This is a genomic window from Ascidiaceihabitans sp., from assembly GCF_039986515.1.
Classification (GTDB): Bacteria; Pseudomonadota; Alphaproteobacteria; order Rhodobacterales; family Rhodobacteraceae; genus Ascidiaceihabitans.
Genome location: NZ_JBDWQO010000023.1, coordinates 23,168 through 40,867, shown reverse-complemented (window position 1 = coordinate 40,867; position 17,700 = coordinate 23,168). Strand labels below are relative to the sequence as shown.

Annotated in this window: 17 protein-coding genes; 16 read left to right on the top strand and 1 reads right to left on the bottom strand. The window is 57.3% G+C overall.

Annotated elements, in window-relative coordinates; translation table 11 throughout:
- The first annotated feature begins 51 nt into the window (after nt 1-51).
- The 16 genes from bchF to ABJL60_RS20565 all read left to right on the top strand — a co-directional run bounded on the left by bchF (nt 52) and on the right by ABJL60_RS20565 (nt 16,584).
- The gene (gene bchF, locus ABJL60_RS20640; protein WP_348291921.1) at nt 52-582 is read left to right on the top strand and encodes a 2-vinyl bacteriochlorophyllide hydratase; all 531 of its coding nucleotides are present in this window, start codon (nt 52-54) and stop codon (nt 580-582) included.
- A complete protein-coding gene (locus ABJL60_RS20635; protein WP_348376281.1) occupies nt 579-1,919 on the top strand; it encodes a ferredoxin:protochlorophyllide reductase (ATP-dependent) subunit N in 1,341 nt (446 codons plus the stop codon). Before bchF ends, ABJL60_RS20635 begins: the two co-directional genes overlap by 4 nt.
- Entirely contained in the window at nt 1,916-3,547 is a 1,632-nt protein-coding gene (gene bchB / locus ABJL60_RS20630) for a ferredoxin:protochlorophyllide reductase (ATP-dependent) subunit B (protein ID WP_348376282.1), read from the top strand. Before ABJL60_RS20635 ends, bchB begins: the two co-directional genes overlap by 4 nt.
- Complete coding sequence (locus ABJL60_RS20625; protein ID WP_348376283.1) at nt 3,537-7,109, top strand: magnesium chelatase subunit H; 3,573 nt, start codon at nt 3,537-3,539, stop codon at nt 7,107-7,109. The genes bchB and ABJL60_RS20625 overlap by 11 nt, the downstream gene beginning before the upstream one ends.
- An 88-nt stretch (nt 7,110-7,197) precedes the next feature.
- A complete protein-coding gene (gene bchL, locus ABJL60_RS20620) occupies nt 7,198-8,097 on the top strand; it encodes a ferredoxin:protochlorophyllide reductase (ATP-dependent) iron-sulfur ATP-binding protein (protein ID WP_348291929.1) in 900 nt (299 codons plus the stop codon).
- Nucleotides 8,098-8,778 carry a magnesium protoporphyrin IX methyltransferase gene (gene bchM / locus ABJL60_RS20615; RefSeq protein ID WP_348376284.1) on the top strand — a complete coding sequence of 227 codons (681 nt, stop codon included), beginning with the start codon at nt 8,098-8,100 and terminating at the stop codon, nt 8,776-8,778.
- A complete protein-coding gene (locus tag ABJL60_RS20610; RefSeq protein WP_348376285.1) occupies nt 8,775-10,202 on the top strand; it encodes a PucC family protein in 1,428 nt (475 codons plus the stop codon). Before bchM ends, ABJL60_RS20610 begins: the two co-directional genes overlap by 4 nt.
- 22 nt (nt 10,203-10,224) lie before the next feature.
- Nucleotides 10,225-10,995: a photosynthetic reaction center subunit H gene (puhA, locus tag ABJL60_RS20605; RefSeq protein ID WP_348291934.1), complete on the top strand. Its 771-nt coding sequence runs from the start codon at nt 10,225-10,227 to the stop codon at nt 10,993-10,995.
- 36 nt (nt 10,996-11,031) lie between these two features.
- On the top strand, nt 11,032-11,667 hold the full coding sequence (gene puhB, locus ABJL60_RS20600; protein WP_348291936.1) for a photosynthetic complex putative assembly protein PuhB: 636 nt from the start codon (nt 11,032-11,034) through the stop codon (nt 11,665-11,667).
- Nucleotides 11,668-11,671: 4 nt separating this feature from the next.
- Nucleotides 11,672-12,139: a photosynthetic complex assembly protein PuhC gene (puhC, locus tag ABJL60_RS20595; RefSeq protein WP_108830320.1), complete on the top strand. Its 468-nt coding sequence runs from the start codon at nt 11,672-11,674 to the stop codon at nt 12,137-12,139.
- 21 nt (nt 12,140-12,160) lie between these two features.
- Nucleotides 12,161-12,457 (top strand): hypothetical protein, encoded by a 297-nt coding sequence (locus ABJL60_RS20590; RefSeq protein WP_108830319.1) that lies wholly within the window; start codon nt 12,161-12,163, stop codon nt 12,455-12,457.
- A complete protein-coding gene (gene acsF / locus ABJL60_RS20585) occupies nt 12,454-13,569 on the top strand; it encodes a magnesium-protoporphyrin IX monomethyl ester (oxidative) cyclase (protein ID WP_348376286.1) in 1,116 nt (371 codons plus the stop codon). The genes ABJL60_RS20590 and acsF overlap by 4 nt, the downstream gene beginning before the upstream one ends.
- Nucleotides 13,569-14,378 (top strand): putative photosynthetic complex assembly protein PuhE, encoded by an 810-nt coding sequence (puhE, locus tag ABJL60_RS20580; protein ID WP_348376287.1) that lies wholly within the window; start codon nt 13,569-13,571, stop codon nt 14,376-14,378. The genes acsF and puhE overlap by 1 nt, the downstream gene beginning before the upstream one ends.
- Complete coding sequence (gene hemA, locus ABJL60_RS20575; protein ID WP_348291942.1) at nt 14,368-15,582, top strand: 5-aminolevulinate synthase; 1,215 nt, start codon at nt 14,368-14,370, stop codon at nt 15,580-15,582. The genes puhE and hemA overlap by 11 nt, the downstream gene beginning before the upstream one ends.
- A gap of 84 nt (nt 15,583-15,666) precedes the next feature.
- Nucleotides 15,667-16,125, top strand: coding sequence for a c-type cytochrome (locus ABJL60_RS20570; RefSeq protein ID WP_348291944.1), 459 nt, complete (start codon nt 15,667-15,669; stop codon nt 16,123-16,125).
- An 81-nt stretch (nt 16,126-16,206) separates the two neighbouring features.
- Complete coding sequence (locus ABJL60_RS20565; RefSeq protein ID WP_348376288.1) at nt 16,207-16,584, top strand: GFA family protein; 378 nt, start codon at nt 16,207-16,209, stop codon at nt 16,582-16,584.
- 10 nt (nt 16,585-16,594) lie between these two features.
- Here ABJL60_RS20565 and ABJL60_RS20560 read toward each other — a convergent pair whose 3' ends face one another.
- A complete protein-coding gene (locus ABJL60_RS20560) occupies nt 16,595-17,278 on the bottom strand; it encodes a hypothetical protein (RefSeq protein ID WP_348376289.1) in 684 nt (227 codons plus the stop codon).
- Nucleotides 17,279-17,700: the final 422 nt, after the last annotated feature.

Sequence of the window (17,700 nt, the reverse complement as noted above, 5' to 3'; positions counted from 1 at the left end):
CACGCCAGTACCATCATGGAAGAACCATGCAATCCAAGGTGCTTACACGAAATGGCGAAATCTGATGAAAATCGCGTTCGGGCAGGGCTTTACACACCCCAGCAACGCATGCGCCGCGACGCAAGCGTTTGGACGTTGGTGCAAGGCGTTTTGGCGCCTGTGCAATTCATCATATTCCTGATCTCTGCCGTCCTTGTGGTGCGCTACCTTTTGACCGGCGAAGGCTATGGGGTCGCGACATGGTCCATTCTGATCAAAACAGCTGCTTTGGCCTTGATCATGGTGACAGGGGCAATCTGGGAAAAAGTCGTTTTTGGTCAATACCTTTTCGCGCCTGCGTTCTTCTGGGAAGACGTCTTTTCCTTTGCGGTGATTGCGTTGCATGCGGCCTATGTCTGGGCGCTTTGGACGGGATTTATGACACCGGTCGAGCTGATGTTTTTAGCCCTTGCCGCTTACACCGCCTACGTCATCAACGCGGTGCAATTCATTCTGAAGCTGCGGGCAGCACGCGTTCAAGCTGCCGCAGAAACATCCCCTCAATCACATGGGCTTGATGCCCGCCAAGAGGCCACCGCATGAATGATCTGTCACCGCCTTCTTTGTCGCGCGGTTGCCGTGACGAACCGATTCTCAAACAGCGTGGCCAACACGAGGTTTTCTGTGGCCTGACGGGTATCATTTGGTTGCACCGCAAAATGCAGGACGCATTTTTCCTTGTGATTGGCAGCCGCACATGTGCGCACCTGCTGCAATCGGCCGCTGGCGTGATGATTTTTGCAGAACCCCGATTCGGCACAGCAATTCTTGAAGAAACCGATTTGGCGGGGCTGGCGGATGCCCAAACTGAATTGGACCGTGTCGCCACCGAACTGTTGGCGCGACGCCCCGACATCAAACAGCTATTTCTGGTGGGCTCCTGCCCGTCCGAGGTGATCAAACTTGATCTCGCGCGCGCGGCAGAGCGTTTGACAGAAAAGCACGCCCCTTCTGTGCGGGTTCTTAATTTCTCCGGTTCCGGGATCGAAACAACATTCACGCAAGGCGAAGATGCATGTCTTGCCTCTATGGTTCCGGTGCTGGCCAAAACCGATGCGCGCCAGCTGATGTTGGTGGGCGCACTGCCCGATGTGGTCGAAGAACAAGCGGTGTCCTTGCTCAACCAGATGGGCATCGACGGCGTGAAGGTCCTGCCTGCCCCACGCGCCGATGATGATCTCGGGGTCGGGTCGGGCACTGTGTTTGCTTTAACGCAACCCTTTCTGGGGGACACGCATGCAGCCCTTGAACGGCGCGGCGCACGCCACCTGCCCGCGCCCTTTCCCTTCGGTGAAGAAGGGACAACGGCCTGGTTGCGGACCATTGCCGATGAATTTGGAATAGACGCGGAAACATTTGACCGTGTCACCGCAGCCCCACGTGCACGCGCACGCAAAGCAATCGCGCAGGCATCAGAAGCATTGCGTGACAAATCTGTTTTCTTCTTCCCCGACAGCCAGTTGGAAATACCTTTGGCACGGTTCCTGACACGCGAATGTGGAATGGACGCGATCGAGGTCTCGGCACCCTTTATTCACAAAGGCATCGTGGGACCGGATCTGGATATGCTGGCACAAGGCCCGACACTTGCCGAAGGGCAAGACGTGGATCTTCAGCTGGAACGCTGTCGGGACGCGCGGCCCGACCTGACAGTCTGCGGGCTTGGGCTTGCCAATCCGCTGGAAGCGGAAGGTCTGGCGACAAAATGGGCCATCGAACTGGTCTTTACACCCGTGCATTTCTACGAACAGGCCGGTGATCTGGCGGGGCTCTTTTCACGCCCGATGCGCCGCGCCGAAATGCTCAAACTCGATCCTGCTTCATCTCGCGAAATAAACCTCGGGGGTGTGGGGGCTGGCCCCCGCGGGTTGCCCGCATGAAACTGACTGTCTGGACATATGAAGGCCCGCCCCACGTCGGCGCCATGCGCGTGGCCACTGGTATGACGGGGCTGCATTACGTGTTGCATGCCCCCCAAGGTGACACATACGCCGACCTTTTGTTCACTATGATCGAACGGCGCAACCATCGCCCGCCCGTGACCTACACAACATTTCAAGCCCGTGACTTGGGCAGTGACACAGCCAATTTGTTCAAAACGACGCTGCAAAACACCTATGACCGCTTCAAACCCGAAGCGATCATCGTGGGGGCGTCGTGCACCGCGGAATTGATCCAGGACGATCCGGGCGGCATGTCCGAATTGATGGGATTGCCCGTGCCCACCATCGCGCTGGAATTGCCAAGCTATCAGCGCAAAGAAAACTACGGCGCAGACGAGACATTCTACCAGATTGTAAAATCTCTTGCCAAACCGATGGACCGCACGAAACAGATCACCGCCAACCTGATCGGCCCCACAGCGCTCGGATTTCGCCACCGCGACGACATTCAAGAAGTCACAGCGTTGCTCAGCGACATGGGAATTTCCGTCAATGTTGTCGCCCCGATGACATCGTCACCGACCGACATCAAACGTATGGGGGCTGCACATTTCAATGTTCTGATGTACCCCGAAACAGCGGAAACCGCTGCACGTTGGATGGAAAAGAACTTTGACCAACCGTATACAAAAGTCGTCCCTATCGGTGTCGGCGCGACCCGTGACTTTATTGAAGAAGTATCCAAGATAACCGGAAAGCCCCCCTATCTGGACGACAGCCGTTTGCGCCTGCCGTGGTATTCGGCATCCGTGGACAGCACATATTTGACCGGCAAGCGTGTTTTCATCTTTGGCGATGGCACACATGTACGCACGGCCGCCCGCATTGCCCGCGACGAAATGGGCTTCGAGGTCGTAGGGTTAGGGTGCTACAACCGTGAAATGGCCCGCGACATTCGCAGCCTTGCCAAAGTCTATGGCGTAGATCCATTGATCACCGACGACTATCTCGAAGTCGAACGCACCATCGAAGCGTTGCAGCCCGAAATGATCCTTGGCACCCAAATGGAACGCCATATCGGCAAGCGTTTGGGCATCCACTGCGCCGTCATTTCCGCCCCTGTTCACGTGCAGGATTTTCCCGCCCGCTATTCACCTCAAATGGGCATCGAAGGGGCCAACGTGATTTTCGACACATGGGTCCATCCCCTTGTCATGGGCTTGGAAGAGCATTTGCTTCACATGTTCCGCGATGATTTTGAATTTAACGATGCGGCCGGCGCTTCGCACCATGGTGGACACTCTGCGCCTGCGGCGCGCATTGGAAGGGGGGAGCTGTCAGCGCGGCATGCCTCGCATGACGCGCCTCACCCGGCAAGTGCTCCCGAAGGAAGCACTGAGAGGGCCCCCCGTCCTTCGGACGCCCCCCGGGGTATTTCAGGCGAAAAGAAGATCGTGTCCGGTGATGTGATCTGGCTGATGGATGCTGAAAAAGAGTTGAAGAAGATTCCGTTTTTTGTGCGCGGCAAAGCCCGCCGCAACACAGAAGCCTTTGCAGCCGATCGCGGCGTGTCCGAAATCAGTATCGATACCTTATATGAGGCCAAGGCCCATTATGCGCGATGATGCAGGCATACATGGCCGGTTGCCCGGTTACCGGTTTGTGATCCTGACCCTGGACAGCCATGCGGCCGGTCCTGCCAATCGTGCCATTGAAACTTTGGCCCGTGACTATCCCTGCCTGTCTGTTTCTGTCCATGCCGCTGCCGAATGGGGTGAAAACCCCGACGCATTCGAGGCCGCTCGCCAAGCCGTGGAAACAGGCGACATCATCGTGTCCAACCTGTTGTTTCTGGAAGAACACGTCGCCCGTATTTTGCCCACCCTGGAAGCCCGCCGCGATCACTGTGATGCGATGGTGGGCGTCATTGCCGACGCCTCTATCGTCAAGCTGACCCGCATGGGCAGTCTGGATATGATGGCGCCCCAATCCGGTGCCATGAAGCTGATGAAGCGTTTGCGCGGATCCTCCAAGCCTTCTGCAAACGACGGTCAAAAGAAGATGGCGTTGCTGCGTCGTCTGCCAAAAATCCTGAAGTTCATCCCTGGAAAATCCCAGGATCTGCGCGCCTGGTTCATGACCATGCAATACTGGCTGGGCGGCTCTGACGACAATGTCGATGCAATGATCCGCAACCTTTTGAACCGCTATGCCACCAACACGGGCTGGGTCACGCAACCGCAGGCCGCGGCCCCCATCGATTACCCCGATTGCGGCTTGTATCACCCTGATCTGCCCCACCGCATCACAACCGACATCGCCGACCTTCCTGCCCCCGCAGCCCCCCTTGCCACCGTTGGCTTGCTGATGATGCGGTCCTATGTCCTAAGCTCGGACACCGCGCATTACGATGCTGTCATTCGCCAATTCGAGGCCAAAGGCATCCGCGTCATTCCAAGTTTCGCAGGCGGGTTGGATGGCCGTCCTGCCGTGGATACCTATTTTCTGAACGATCAGGGTTTGCATATTGATGCTATGGTGTCGCTGACCGGCTTCAGCCTTGTGGGTGGTCCTGCCTACAACGACAACGCGGCCGCAATCGACGTTCTGAACCGCCTCGATATTCCCTATGTGGCGGCCCATCCCCTTGAGTTTCAAACCTTGGGTCAATGGTCTGACGCCGCACAGGGTCTGGGTCCGATTGAAACCACGATGCTGGTCGCTTTGCCTGAACTTGACGGGGCCACCAACCCGACTGTCTTTGGCGGGCGCCATGGCCCTGACGGTTGCGCGGGCTGCGTTCACAAGTGCCAAACCCAGGATGAGACCAAAGCCATGGCCCCCTGCCATGAACGCATCACCAGCCTTGTTGAAAAAACCGTGCGCTTGGCGAAACTGCGCAAAGCCCGCAATGCCGACAAAAAGATAGGCATCGTGTTGTTCGGCTTTCCACCCAATGCGGGTGCTGTGGGCACAGCCGCTTATCTCAGTGTTTTTGAAAGCCTGTTTAACACGCTGACGGCAATGAAAACCCAAGGCTACACCGTTGAAGTGCCCGTTGATGTGGACGCCCTTCGCGCCGCCGTTTTGCAAGGGAATGCCACCCAATACGGCCAAGAAGCCAATGTCGCGGCCCACGTCAGCGCCGATGCAATCGTCGGCAGCAGCCCACATCTGGCCGAGGTTGAAGCCGTTTGGGGCCCCGCCCCCGGCCGCGTGCAATCAGACGGTCGTGGTGTCTTTGTGTTGGGGGCCCACTTTGGCAATATCTTTGTGGGGGTGCAGCCTGCTTTCGGGTACGAAGGCGACCCCATGCGCTTGTTGTTTGAACGCGGCTTTGCCCCGACACACGCCTTTGTCACCTTCTATCAATGGCTGCGCGACACCTATAGCGCCGACGCGATCCTGCATTTCGGAATGCACGGTGCGTTGGAATTCATGCCCGGCAAGCAATCGGGTCTTGGCGGACAGGATTGGCCGGATCGGCTGATTGGCGAAATGCCAAATATCTACCTTTATGCTTCAAACAATCCCTCTGAGGCCTCTTTGGCCAAGCGCCGGTCCGGTGCAGTCACCGTCACGCATCTGACACCGCCTTTGGCGACGGCGGGTTTGTACAAAGGACTGATTGAGCTGAAAGACAGCCTGACGCGCTGGCGCGCACTTGCCCCTGATGCAGGCGAACGTGCAGAACTTGAAGCCCTGATCGCAGAGCAAGCCGCCGCCGTGGATATGGGTAACATCGCGCCTGCCGATTTGTGGCTGACCTTGCTTGAAACCGAAGACGCGCTGATCCCCGACGGGCTGCACATTGTCGGCCAAACCCTGACCGATGCGGCGCGGGCGGAATATCTGGACTTGATGGATTTGCCTGACGCAGACGCACGGGCGCGCATTGATGCACTGTTGCAAGACGAAACCGAATTGGCCGGAATTTTGCGGGCCTTGGACGCGCGCTACACCCCGCCGGTTGCGGGTGGCGATTTGATCCGCTCCGCAGACATTCTGCCCACGGGGCGCAACATCCACGCCTTTGATCCCTTCCGGATGCCCACTGAATTTGCCTGTCGTGACGGCGCAAAACAGGCACAGCTTTTGCTGGACACCCACGACGCGATGCCGCGCACGGTGGCTTTGGTGTTGTGGGGCAGCGACAACATCAAATCTGATGGCGGACCGATTGCACAGGCTTTGGCCTTGATGGGTTGCGCCCCGCGGTTTGACAGCTTTGGCCGTTTGGCTGGCGCTGATTTGATCCCGCTTGAAACCCTGGGCCGCCCCCGCATCGACGTCATCATGACGCTGTCGGGAATTTTCCGCGATTTGCTGCCTTTGCAAACCCGCATGTTGGCGGAAGCCGCGTTAAAATGCGCTTTGGCAGACGAGCCTTTGGACCAGAATTTCATCCGTGCCCACGCTTTGGACTACGCCGACAAAATGGGCGTTGATATGGACACCGCCGCGTTGCGCGTCTTTTCCAATGCCGAAGGGGCCTACGGATCCAATGTAAATGCGCTGGTCGACAGTTCAGCCTTCGGGGACGAAGACGAATTGGCTGACGCCTATGAAGCGCGCAAAAGCTTTGCCTATGGCACCGATGGCAAGGCAGCGTCCAATCCCGCATTGCTGCAAAAGGCATTGGCGGATGTGGATCTGGCCTATCAAAATCTTGAATCCGTGGAATTGGGCGTCACAACCGTGGACCACTATTTCGATACGCTTGGTGGGATTGCGCGGGCTGTGAAACGCGCCAAGGGCACAGATGCGGCCGTATACATCGGCGACCAGACCCGCGGCAGTGGCAAGGTCCGCACCCTGAAAGATCAGGTAGCGCTTGAGACCCGCAGCCGCGCCATCAACCCCAAGTTTTTTGAAGGGCTTTTGAAACACGGGTCCGAAGGTGTGCGCCAGATCGAAGCGCATGTGACCAATACTATGGGCTGGTCGGCGACCACCGGACAGGTGGACGATTGGGTGTATCAGCGCATCTCGGAAACCTTCGTTCTGGACGAAGACATGCGCAAGCGGCTGGCCGATCTGAACCCCACAGCGTCTTCGCGTATGGCCAATCGCCTGCTGGAAGCCAACGACCGCAACTATTGGTCGCCCGACCCCGAAACTTTGGCCGCTTTGCAGGATGCCGCAGATGCCTTGGAAGACAAGCTTGAGGGGATCGCTGCAGAATGAACCGGTCCTTTGAGAATTTGGAATTGAAAGAAACAGGGGCTGTGCGCCCCCTAGCGGGGGTCAAGTGCCCCTTGGAAAGGAGGGCGATATGAGCCCACTCGATCGCAACCCCCCGAACCTGCGCGGTCAGGACGGCGAAGGCTCCGTTCAGGTCCATCAGGATGAAGATGCCAAAATCGAAGGCGCGAAGGTCTTTTCCGTCTACGGCAAAGGTGGCATCGGCAAATCGACAACATCGTCCAATCTGTCAGCGGCCTTTTCCAAACTGGGCAAGCGCGTCTTGCAAATCGGATGTGACCCAAAACACGACAGCACATTCACCCTGACAGGCACACTTGTGCCCACGGTCATCGATATCCTGAAAGAGGTGGATTTCCACCCCGAGGAACTGCGCCCCGAGGATTTTGTGTTCGAAGGCTACAATGGCGTCAAATGCGTTGAGGCCGGTGGCCCCCCTGCGGGCACAGGCTGTGGCGGGTATGTCGTGGGTCAAACCGTTAAGCTTTTGAAACAACACCACCTTTTGGAAGATACAGATGTTGTGATCTTTGATGTGTTGGGCGACGTTGTGTGCGGTGGATTTGCAGCCCCCCTGCAACACGCCGACCGCGCGTTGATCGTGACAGCCAATGATTTCGACAGCATCTACGCGATGAACCGCATTATTGCCGCCGTACAAGCCAAGTCCGCCAACTACAAAGTGCGCTTGGCCGGATGTGTCGCCAACCGGTCCCGCGAGACCGACGAAGTGGACCGGTATTGCAAGACTGTGGGCTTCAACCGCATCGCGCATATGCCTGATCTGGACGCCATTCGCCGGTCTCGCCTGAAGAAAAAGACGTTGTTTGAAATGCCCGACGACGAAGATGTTGTGCAGGTGCGCAAAGAATACATCCGTTTGGCCGAAACACTTTGGGCGGGCACGGATCCGTTGGCCCCTGCCCCGTTGCCCGACCGTGAAATCTTTGAATTGCTGGGATTTGATTGATTGGCCTATGACCAAACCCTGTCACGGGTAGAGACCTATTTCGACAAGACTGCCACCAAAACATGGGAGGCACTGACCTCTGACGCGCCTGTGTCAAAAATCCGTGAAACAGTGCGCGCAGGCCGTGACAAGATGCGTGCGCTGATGTTGTCACGCTTGCCGGTCGATCTGACAGGTCAGCGGGTGCTTGATGCAGGGTGCGGGGCCGGACAAATGACGGCGGAACTGGCCGCACGCGGCGCCACAGTTGTCGCTGTTGATATTTCGCCGTCGCTGGTTGCAATCGCGCAAAAACGCTTGCCCGACCACCACCAAGCCCAAGTCACATTTACGTCTGGCGACATGTTGTCCGACACATTGGGGCTGTTTGATCACGTCGTCGCAATGGACAGTCTGATCTACTATACCGCCGAAGAAATCGGCGCGGCCTTGGCCACTTTGGACAAGCGCACAGGCCGCAACATCGTCTTTACCGTTGCCCCGCGCACCCGTGCGTTGATGGCAATGTGGTATGCGGGCAAGCTGTTTCCACGGTCCGATCGCAGCCCGACTATGGTGCCGCATGCCACCGCCCCCTTGATCGCCGCCACCAAACGCTGCGGCGTGATGCGTCCTTTGCGTCCCGTGGATCGCGTCAAATCCGGTTTCTACTTTTCCCAAGCGATGGAGCTGCGCGGATGAGTGGACTGAAGCGCCTTACCCTGCGGGCATTGCCCTTTGCGGACGCCGCCAGCGAAGGCCTTCCTTTGGCGCAATTGCTGCGCCTTTCGCTGTTTCAGGTGTCCGTGGGCATGGCCTCTGTAATGCTTTTGGGCACATTGAACCGTGTGATGATTGTGGAACTCAGCGTGCCGGCCATGATCGTGGCCATCATGATCGCACTGCCTGTTCTGATCGCCCCGTTTCGGGCGCTGCTTGGGTTCCGCTCTGACACCCATAAGTCCGCGATTGGCTGGAAGCGCGTGCCCTACATCTGGTTCGGCTCACTTTGGCAATTTGGCGGGCTGGCTGTAATGCCCTTTGCGCTGCTGGTTCTGGGTGGCGATGTGGTCCACACCATTCCCTTCGCGGGCGAAGTGTTGGCGGCATTGGCGTTTCTGATGACGGGCCTTGGATTGCATATGACGCAAACGGCAGGATTGGCACTGGCCTCGGACCGCGCCACAGACGAAACACGACCCCGCGTTGTCGCATTGCTTTATGTGATGTTCCTTGTGGGGATGGGGGTCTCTGCGGTGATCATCGGCGGGTTGCTGACTGAATTTACGTCCCTGAAACTGATCCGCGTGGTGCAAGGGGCTGCTGTGGTTGGCGTTGTGCTGAACCTGATCGCCCTGTGGAAACAGGAAAGCGTGCGGCCCATGTCCGCGGACGAACGCGCCGCCCCGCGCCCCAAATTCAGCGATGCGTGGACAGATTTCATGGACGGCGGCCAAGCGGGCCGTTTGCTGGTTTGTGTGTTTGTCGGCACCATGGCCTTCAATATGCAAGACGTGTTGCTGGAACCCTACGGCGGTGAAATTCTCGGGCTTTCGGTGTCGGCCACAACGATGCTGACAGCGCTTTGGGCCATTGGCGCTTTGCTGGGCTTTGCGCTGGCAGGGGCGCGGCTGGCCAAAGGGTCAAACCCCTACCGTCTGGCAGGCGGCGGCATACTGGCGGGTGTCTGGGCCTTTAGTCTGGTGATTTTCGCAGCCCCCATGGCGTCAAACGCCCTGTTCTATGCCGGGGCGTTGATGATCGGCTTCGGCGGCGGCTTGTTTGCAGTCGCGACACTGACAGCGGCCATGACCATGCCTGCGACAGGCAAAGCGGGACGTGGTCTGGCGTTGGGCGCATGGGGCGCGGCACAAGCCAGCGCCGCAGGGCTTGCCATCGCCATGGGCGGCACGTTGCGTGACTGGATCAGCACCGTGGCCACATCCGGCGCATGGGGCACAGCCCTTGATACCCCCGCCACAGGATATTCATTCGTTTACCACACCGAGATTGGCCTGCTTTTCGTCACTCTTATCGTCTTGGGACCACTGGTGCGCCGCAGCGGTCCCCCCACCCCTATGGACATCAACCAACGCCCCTTGGGTCTGGCTGATTTCCCAACATAAAACCCGTCCAGGAGGACATACTATGACTGGCACATTCTTCGGCGAATTCGACATAGCATCACTGGTGCTTTGGCTGTTCTGGATCTTTTTCGCAGCGCTTATCATCTACATCCAACGCGAAAACATGCGCGAAGGCTATCCGATGGAAGACGACGAAGGAAACAAGTCCTCGAACCCGTCGATGTGGCCGATCCCCGAAGACAAAACCTTTGATCTGCCCCACGGGCGCGGGTCTATTTCCGTGCCATCAGGCCAAGCACCAGAGCGTGCCGACATCGCGTTAAAGCGTGTAGGGTCCGGCAACGGCTATCCGCTGGAGCCCACAGGCGATCCGATGATCGACGGGGTTGGTCCCGCATCCTGGGCGCCGCGCCGCGATCTGCCGGAACTGGACGGCCACGGCCACCCCAAGATCATTCCGATGTCCACCAAAGAAGCGTTCAGCGTGTCCGCGGGCCGTGATCCACGTGGGTTGCCTGTTGAATCCGGTGACTTCGAGATTGTTGGCAAAGTCACCGACATGTGGATCGACGAACCCGAACAGCTGGTGCGGTATGTCGAATACGAACTGGACGCAGCGCATGGCGGCGGCACACGTCTTGTGCCCATGACCATGGTGCGCATCAAGAAAGACCGCATGCACATCACATCCATCTATGCCGCGCAATTTGCCAATGTGCCAAAGCACAAAAGCGCCACGGAAGTGACCTGCTTGGAAGAAGACAAAATCAGCGGCTACTACGGCGGCGGCCATCTTTATGCCGATGCCAAACGTCAAGAACCGCTGATCTAAAACCACAATCGCAACCCAAAAAAGGGGACACCAGCCATGTCTCATGATGACTTCGAAATAGAGCCCGTTGAGGGGCTTCCCGAACGCCCCCCGAAAGGCGAACAGATCCTGTGGCAGGGGCGCCCTGACCCTTGGGCGCTGGCCTGCGGGGCGTTGTCATTGAAATGGGTTGCGGGATATTTCACGTTGCTGGCCGCTTGGCGTTTCACCACGGTGGTTGATCTTTTGCCGCTGGGTCAGGCCATTGGCGCGGCTGTGCCATATCTGTTGTTGGGGACCGTGGTGTGTGCGTTGCTGTGGCTTGTGGCCTATGTTCAGGCCCGCGCCACCATGTACACAATCACCGATGCCCGTGTGGTGATGCGGATCGGGGCGGCTTTGACGCTGACGATCAATCTGCCCTACACGCAGGTGGGCAACGCGATGCTGGACATGCGCAAAAACGGCACCGGCACCATCGCGCTGGACACAACCGGCGACACCCAACTTGGGTATCTGGTGTGCTGGCCCCATGCGCGTCCATGGCACTTCAAAAAGGCACAGCCTGCGCTGCGTTGCATCAAGGACGCGGAACGTGTGGCTGGCATTTTGGCCTCGGCCGCCGAAGCGCGTGTGACACGCCCCGAAGTGGCGCGCGCACCTGTGTCGCCCAATGCCGTGGCAGCGGAATAATCAGATGGCACACACAGACACCCCCCGCGTTCATGCCCCCCAAGAAGATCTGGTGCCGCGCGTCCTGATCCGTTTGGTTTGTGCCTTTGTTCTGGCCGTGGTTGCGCTGGTCGCTATTGCATCCCTGTCGGATCGTCCTTTGGACGGCACCCCCGCCCAAACCGAGATCATCGCCCAACGCGATATTCTGATCACCGGACAAGCGTCCGGGGCCGCCACAGTTTTGGACCCCAACGGGTCTGTGATTGCCGACTTTAGCGCGGACAAAGGCGGCTTTGTCGCAGGTGTCGAACGCGTGATTGCCCGCGAACGGGCCAAGATCGGGGCAGATATGTCTGCCCCCGTCCAACTGCAACTGCGTCAAGGAAACCGCCTGTCTTTGCATGATCCCGTTACCGGATGGTCTGCAGAACTGATGGGTTTCGGCGCTGACAACACCCGCACCTTCGCCAGGTTGCTGGGTACCAACTGAAACCAAAAGGGAAGCCACCTCATGGGACTACTGACAAAAGACATCGAACGTGCCCCCTGCACCGTCGAAATCAGCCATAAATTCGAAAGCCTGCACGCCCACGTCCGCTTCAACAACGGTGCCACCGTTTATCCCGGCGACGAAGTGCAAGTGCACGGGCCGGAAATTATGGCCCCCTTCGGTGAAATCGTATCCGAGGACCGCGAAGCCACAATTTACCGCGCTTCAAAACTGGAACGCCTCTGGACCCGCCTGACAGGGGACTTCGAGGTCATGGAACTGTGCGAATTTTCCTTTTCCGATGAGGTGAAGCTATGAACATGCAGCCCAAACACACCTCTGACATCACCGACGCCGAAGAAAGCCTGAAACTGCAACAGGCGCAGTCCATCACCGACAGCGACAGCGCCACGGCGCTTGCCATGCAAAACACCCTGCTGACGCCGCGCTTTTACACCACTGATTTTGATGAATTGGACGCCATCGACGTGACGCCTGTGCGCGCCGAATGGGACCGTTTGATTGCGCAGATGGTGTCAGACCCGAACAAAGGCCACTTCAAGAAAAACGCCGATTGGGACGAAGTGGATTGGGACGGGATGGAGCCTGCCCTGAAAAAGGAATTCATCGACTTTCTGGTGTCCTCATGTACCGCTGAATTTTCAGGCTGCGTCCTTTACAAGGAAATGAAGCGTCGCGGATCGAATTCCGACATCACCCAACTGTTCCAGCTGATGGCCCGCGACGAAGCACGCCATGCCGGTTTCATCAACGATGCGCTGCGCGAGGCAGGCGTGTCTGTGAACCTTGGGTTTCTGACCCAGAAAAAGAAATACACCTACTTCCGCCCCAAATTCATCTACTATGCCACCTACCTGTCGGAAAAGATCGGCTATGCGCGTTACATCACGATTTTCCGCCACCTGCAGGCGCACCCCGAACACCGCTTTCACCCGATTTTCAAATGGTTCGAGGAATGGTGCAACGATGAGTTTTCACACGGCGAGGCTTTCGCCTTGCTGATGAAAACCGACCCCAAGCTGACCAGTGGTGTGAACGTCTGGTGGATCAAATTCTTCCTGACGGCCGTGTTCGCCACGATGTATGTGCGCGATCACCAGCGCCCTGTGTTTCACAAAGCACTTGGCGTGGATCCCGATTGGTACGCCCATGAGGTCTATGTGAAAACCTCGGCCCTGACGCAGCAGATTTTCCCGATCACGCTGGATATTGACAACCCCCGCTGGCAGCGCGGTCTTGAGCGTTTGCAAAAGGCGAATGCCGATCTGGCAGAGGCGGTGGAAAACAAGCAATTCTTCCGCAAACTGGGCGCACAGGCACGGGCCGGTATGGCCTTTGTGTCGCTGTTCACGATCCCCGTCAAAAAACACAAATGCCCTGACGCGGTGCTGATGGAGCCTGCCTACTAATGACCCCCTGGATCGCCTCTATTATTGCCCTGTTTGTCTGGTGGTTCTCCACCGGGGCAATTTTGATGGCGGTCAAATACGCAGACCGCGCAGGGCAACGTGCGCGAACAACAACTGTGCTGTGTGGCTTGCCGATGATCTTGGTTGGGGCTTACGGGTTCTGGTGGTCTTTGGACAATGAAACCCTCTTCGGGGTCTATGTCGCGTTCCTTAGCGCACTTGGCATCTGGGGCTGGATCGAATTGGCCTTTCTGACAGGCACAATCACCGGCCCCAACACACATGCCTTGCCCCCGCACACGCCAGAATGGGAACGTTTTATTCGTGCTTGGGGCACGCTGGCCTACCACGAAATGCTTTTGATCGCGGCTTTGATTGCGATGTTTCTGGTGGGTACGGGACACGAAAACGGCTTTGGCATGTGGACGTTTGCGGTGCTGTTCTTTGCGCGTGTGTCCGCGAAACTGAACCTGTTTCTGGGGGTGCCCCGCATCAATGTGGATTTTCTGCCCGACGCGCTGGCGCATCTGCCAAGTCACTTTCGGGATCGCCGCATGAACTGGCTGTTTCCCATTTCAACAACAGCACTGACCTTTGCCGCAGCCTGCTGGTTGGAACGGCTGATGGCGGTAGAAACACCGGGGCAGATCACAGGTTTTGCCTTGTTAAGTGCGCTCACCGCACTCGCACTTTTGGAACACTGGGTCATGGTCCTGCCCGTTCCGGACGAAAAACTCTGGCGCTGGATGCTTCCCGCGCCCAAATCAACACCAAAAAACACGATTAAGGGGGGACATCATGGACTTTGATGCACTTTTTCAGACGCAACTGGATGATCTGAAAGGCGAAGGCAATTACCGCATATTCGCCGAACTGGAACGGATGTCGGGGTCTTTCCCCAAGGCCAAATGCCACGACGAGGACGCGCCGGATCAGGTCACCGTTTGGTGTTCCAACGACTATCTGGGGATGGGCCAACACCCCGCCGTCAGCAAGGCGATGATCGATGCCGTGACCGCTTATGGCACAGGGGCCGGCGGCACGCGCAACATCTCTGGCACCAACCACGCCCACAAAGAGTTGGAAAAAGAGCTGGCCGATTTGCACAACAAAGAAGCGGCCCTGCTGTTCACCTCTGGTTACGTGTCTAACTGGGCGGCGTTGTCCACGCTGGGCTCACGCCTGCCCAATGCGGTGATCCTGTCGGACGAGCTGAACCACGCCTCCATGATCGAAGGCATCCGCCACGCAAAATGCCCCAAGGTGATCTGGAAGCATAATGACCCGCAAGACCTTGACCGCAAACTGGCCGCCCTGCCCGCCAACGCGACCAAGATTGTGGCCTTTGAATCGGTCTATTCCATGGACGGCGACATCGCGCCCATCCGTGAAATCGTGGAAGTCTGCGAAAAACACGGCGCACTTAGCTACATCGACGAGGTCCACGCCGTTGGCATGTATGGCCCGCGCGGTGGCGGTGTGGCCGAACGCGAGGGGTTGATGGACCGGATCACCTTGATTGAAGGCACGCTCGGCAAAGCATTCGGCGTCATGGGGGGCTATATCACCGGGTCCGAGGCGATGTGCGATTTCATCCGCAGTTTTGCGTCGGGCTTCATCTTTACCACTGCCCTGCCCCCAGCCATCGCGGCGGCGGCGCAAACGTCGATCCAGCACCTGAAAAACAGCAGCTCTGAACGGATGATGCAGCAACAAAAGGTGGCCTATTTGCGCAAACGGCTGGATCAGGAAGGCATTCCGCATCTCGACAACCCCAGCCACATCATCCCTGTGATGATCGGTGATCCGGTGAAAACGCGGATGCTGGCGGACTACCTGATGCAGACCTATGGCATCTACGTGCAGCCCATCAATTATCCCACAGTGCCCAAAGGCACCGAACGGTTGCGGTTCACCCCGTCGCCCCTGCACAGCACGGATGACATCGAACATCTGGTGATGGCGTTGAAAGAGCTTTGGAAACAATGCGCAATTTCACATGCTGTGGCATAAAATCGCGTAAAATCGCGGCGATGTGACTGTTGACTCTGGTGATGATGCGCTAAGTAATAAGGCAATCATCACTGGAGAAAAAATATGTTTCGTACATTCGCAACCTTGGCTGTCCTCAGCTTGGCAGCCCCCGCATTCGCAGATGGTCATTCAACAGGTGACGCCGAAGCCGGTGAAAAGGCATTCAAAAAATGCAAAGCCTGCCACATGATTTCAGACGGTGACAACGTGATCTACAAAGGCGGCAAATCCGGCCCGAACCTGTATGGCGTCATCGGGCGTCAAGCGGGCGCTTTGGAGGGTTACAAATACAAAGACAGCATCATGGCTGCAGGCGAAGCCGGTTTGGTCTGGGACGAAGCCAATCTGGCAGAATACGTCGTCGACCCCAAGAAATTCCTGCAAACATACCTGGATGACAAAAAAGCCAAATCAGGCATGTCCTTTCGCTTGAAAAAAGGCGGTGACGACGTCGCGGCCTATCTCAAATCGGTGGGCCCTGCGATGGAAGAGGCCGAAGAAGAGACAAGCTCTGACAGCTAAGTCCACTCTCGTTTCAAGAGAAAGCCGCTGTGGGAACGCAGCGGCTTTTTTCATCTGTAACGCACCCAATGGGGATATGATATGACATCGGTTCAGGGCGGATGCCTTTGCGGCGACGTGCGCGTCATAGCCCATGGCGCACCAAAGCGGGTGGGCCTGTGTCACTGTCTCAAGTGCCGCAAACATCACGGGGCTGCGTTTTATGCGGCCGCTGTTTTTTCGATGGCTGCAGTCTCTGTAACCGGGACACCCCACGCGTATGAAGGACGGCATTTCTGTGTGCGGTGTGGTTCATCCGTGTTTGCCCAAACGGGGGATGAAATAGAAATTCACCTTGGCGCACTTGATGACCCGAACCAATTTACGCCAACCTATCAATTGTGGACAAAACGGCGCGAACATTGGCTGCCTGAAATGGACAACCTGATCTCTTATGATGAAGACCGCACAGGCGATTGATATCGTACAATCATGTGACGATGCGAATTTCTGACACGTCGCCATCAACATCCTGACAGACCCGCAAAAGCCGCGCCTCCAGATGGCTTTGCACATAAGCGGCATGAAAGCGTGACGGAGCCTTGATCGTCAGCACCCCCCCTACCCGACCGGCCCGGTCCAAACCGCTGATCCAAGACGCATAAAGTCCTGCGTCCTGCGTATGCATCAACCCCTTGGCCAAAGCCCATTCCGTGCCATCAGACACGTCAGGTGCCACAACAGTGCCTTTCACAGGCATCGGCACCACGGTGGTGTCCACTGCGTCCTGGGCCCCCATGCGCAGGGCAAAATCCGGCCCGACAGCGTCCCATTGGGACTGGGTGTCTGCGATAATCCTGTCCCAATCGACACCGTATCGCGTAACCCGTCCCCGCGCCCCTTGCAGGTGCACAACAAGCCATCCCCGCGTGCGCAAATGCGCCATCTCGCGTTTCACGGTACGCTCGTCGACGCACCACATGCGGGCGATTTCACGGCCCCCCACGCTAAGTTCATCACGCGCCCAATTGTAGCGCGCGGTTATCAAAGTCATTAGTCTTAGAACACGGCGCTGATCATGCTTGCCTTGCGATAGGGCATAAGCCCCTAATGCTGTCAGAAGATCGTATTTGCGCGCCTGTGCTCCACGTCCCACCGGTTTCGTGGAAAGCATGGCTGCCCTCATATGTTACCATCGCTTCTATGCGGATGGTGCCTCATCTATGGCCTATTGCGGCTCATTTACGCAGCTTGTCGCCGCTTTTCGTCTCTGTGTGCTGATTTGCGTCCTTTTGTACGATTCTGTCAAGACGCATGTGGATAACTTGATCCAGCTAAACCAATTTTAGAAAGAAAATTAGGTAAGATAGGTATAGGGTGACAGCCTAAGTGTCCCCTATTCAGTGCGTTGTGTCCCCCATTCCCTAGCGGATAGTCAAAAACTGTCCCCTAGGTTTTGCGTGATGTTGGTTGTGTCATGATGCGGTGGTCCGAATCATTCCAAGCGCGGATGCGCCCATATCTGGTTGGATCGTGGGCCCTCTATGAAAACCATATTCCCTTTTGCTTTTTTCTCCAAATCAGCGTAATTCATGG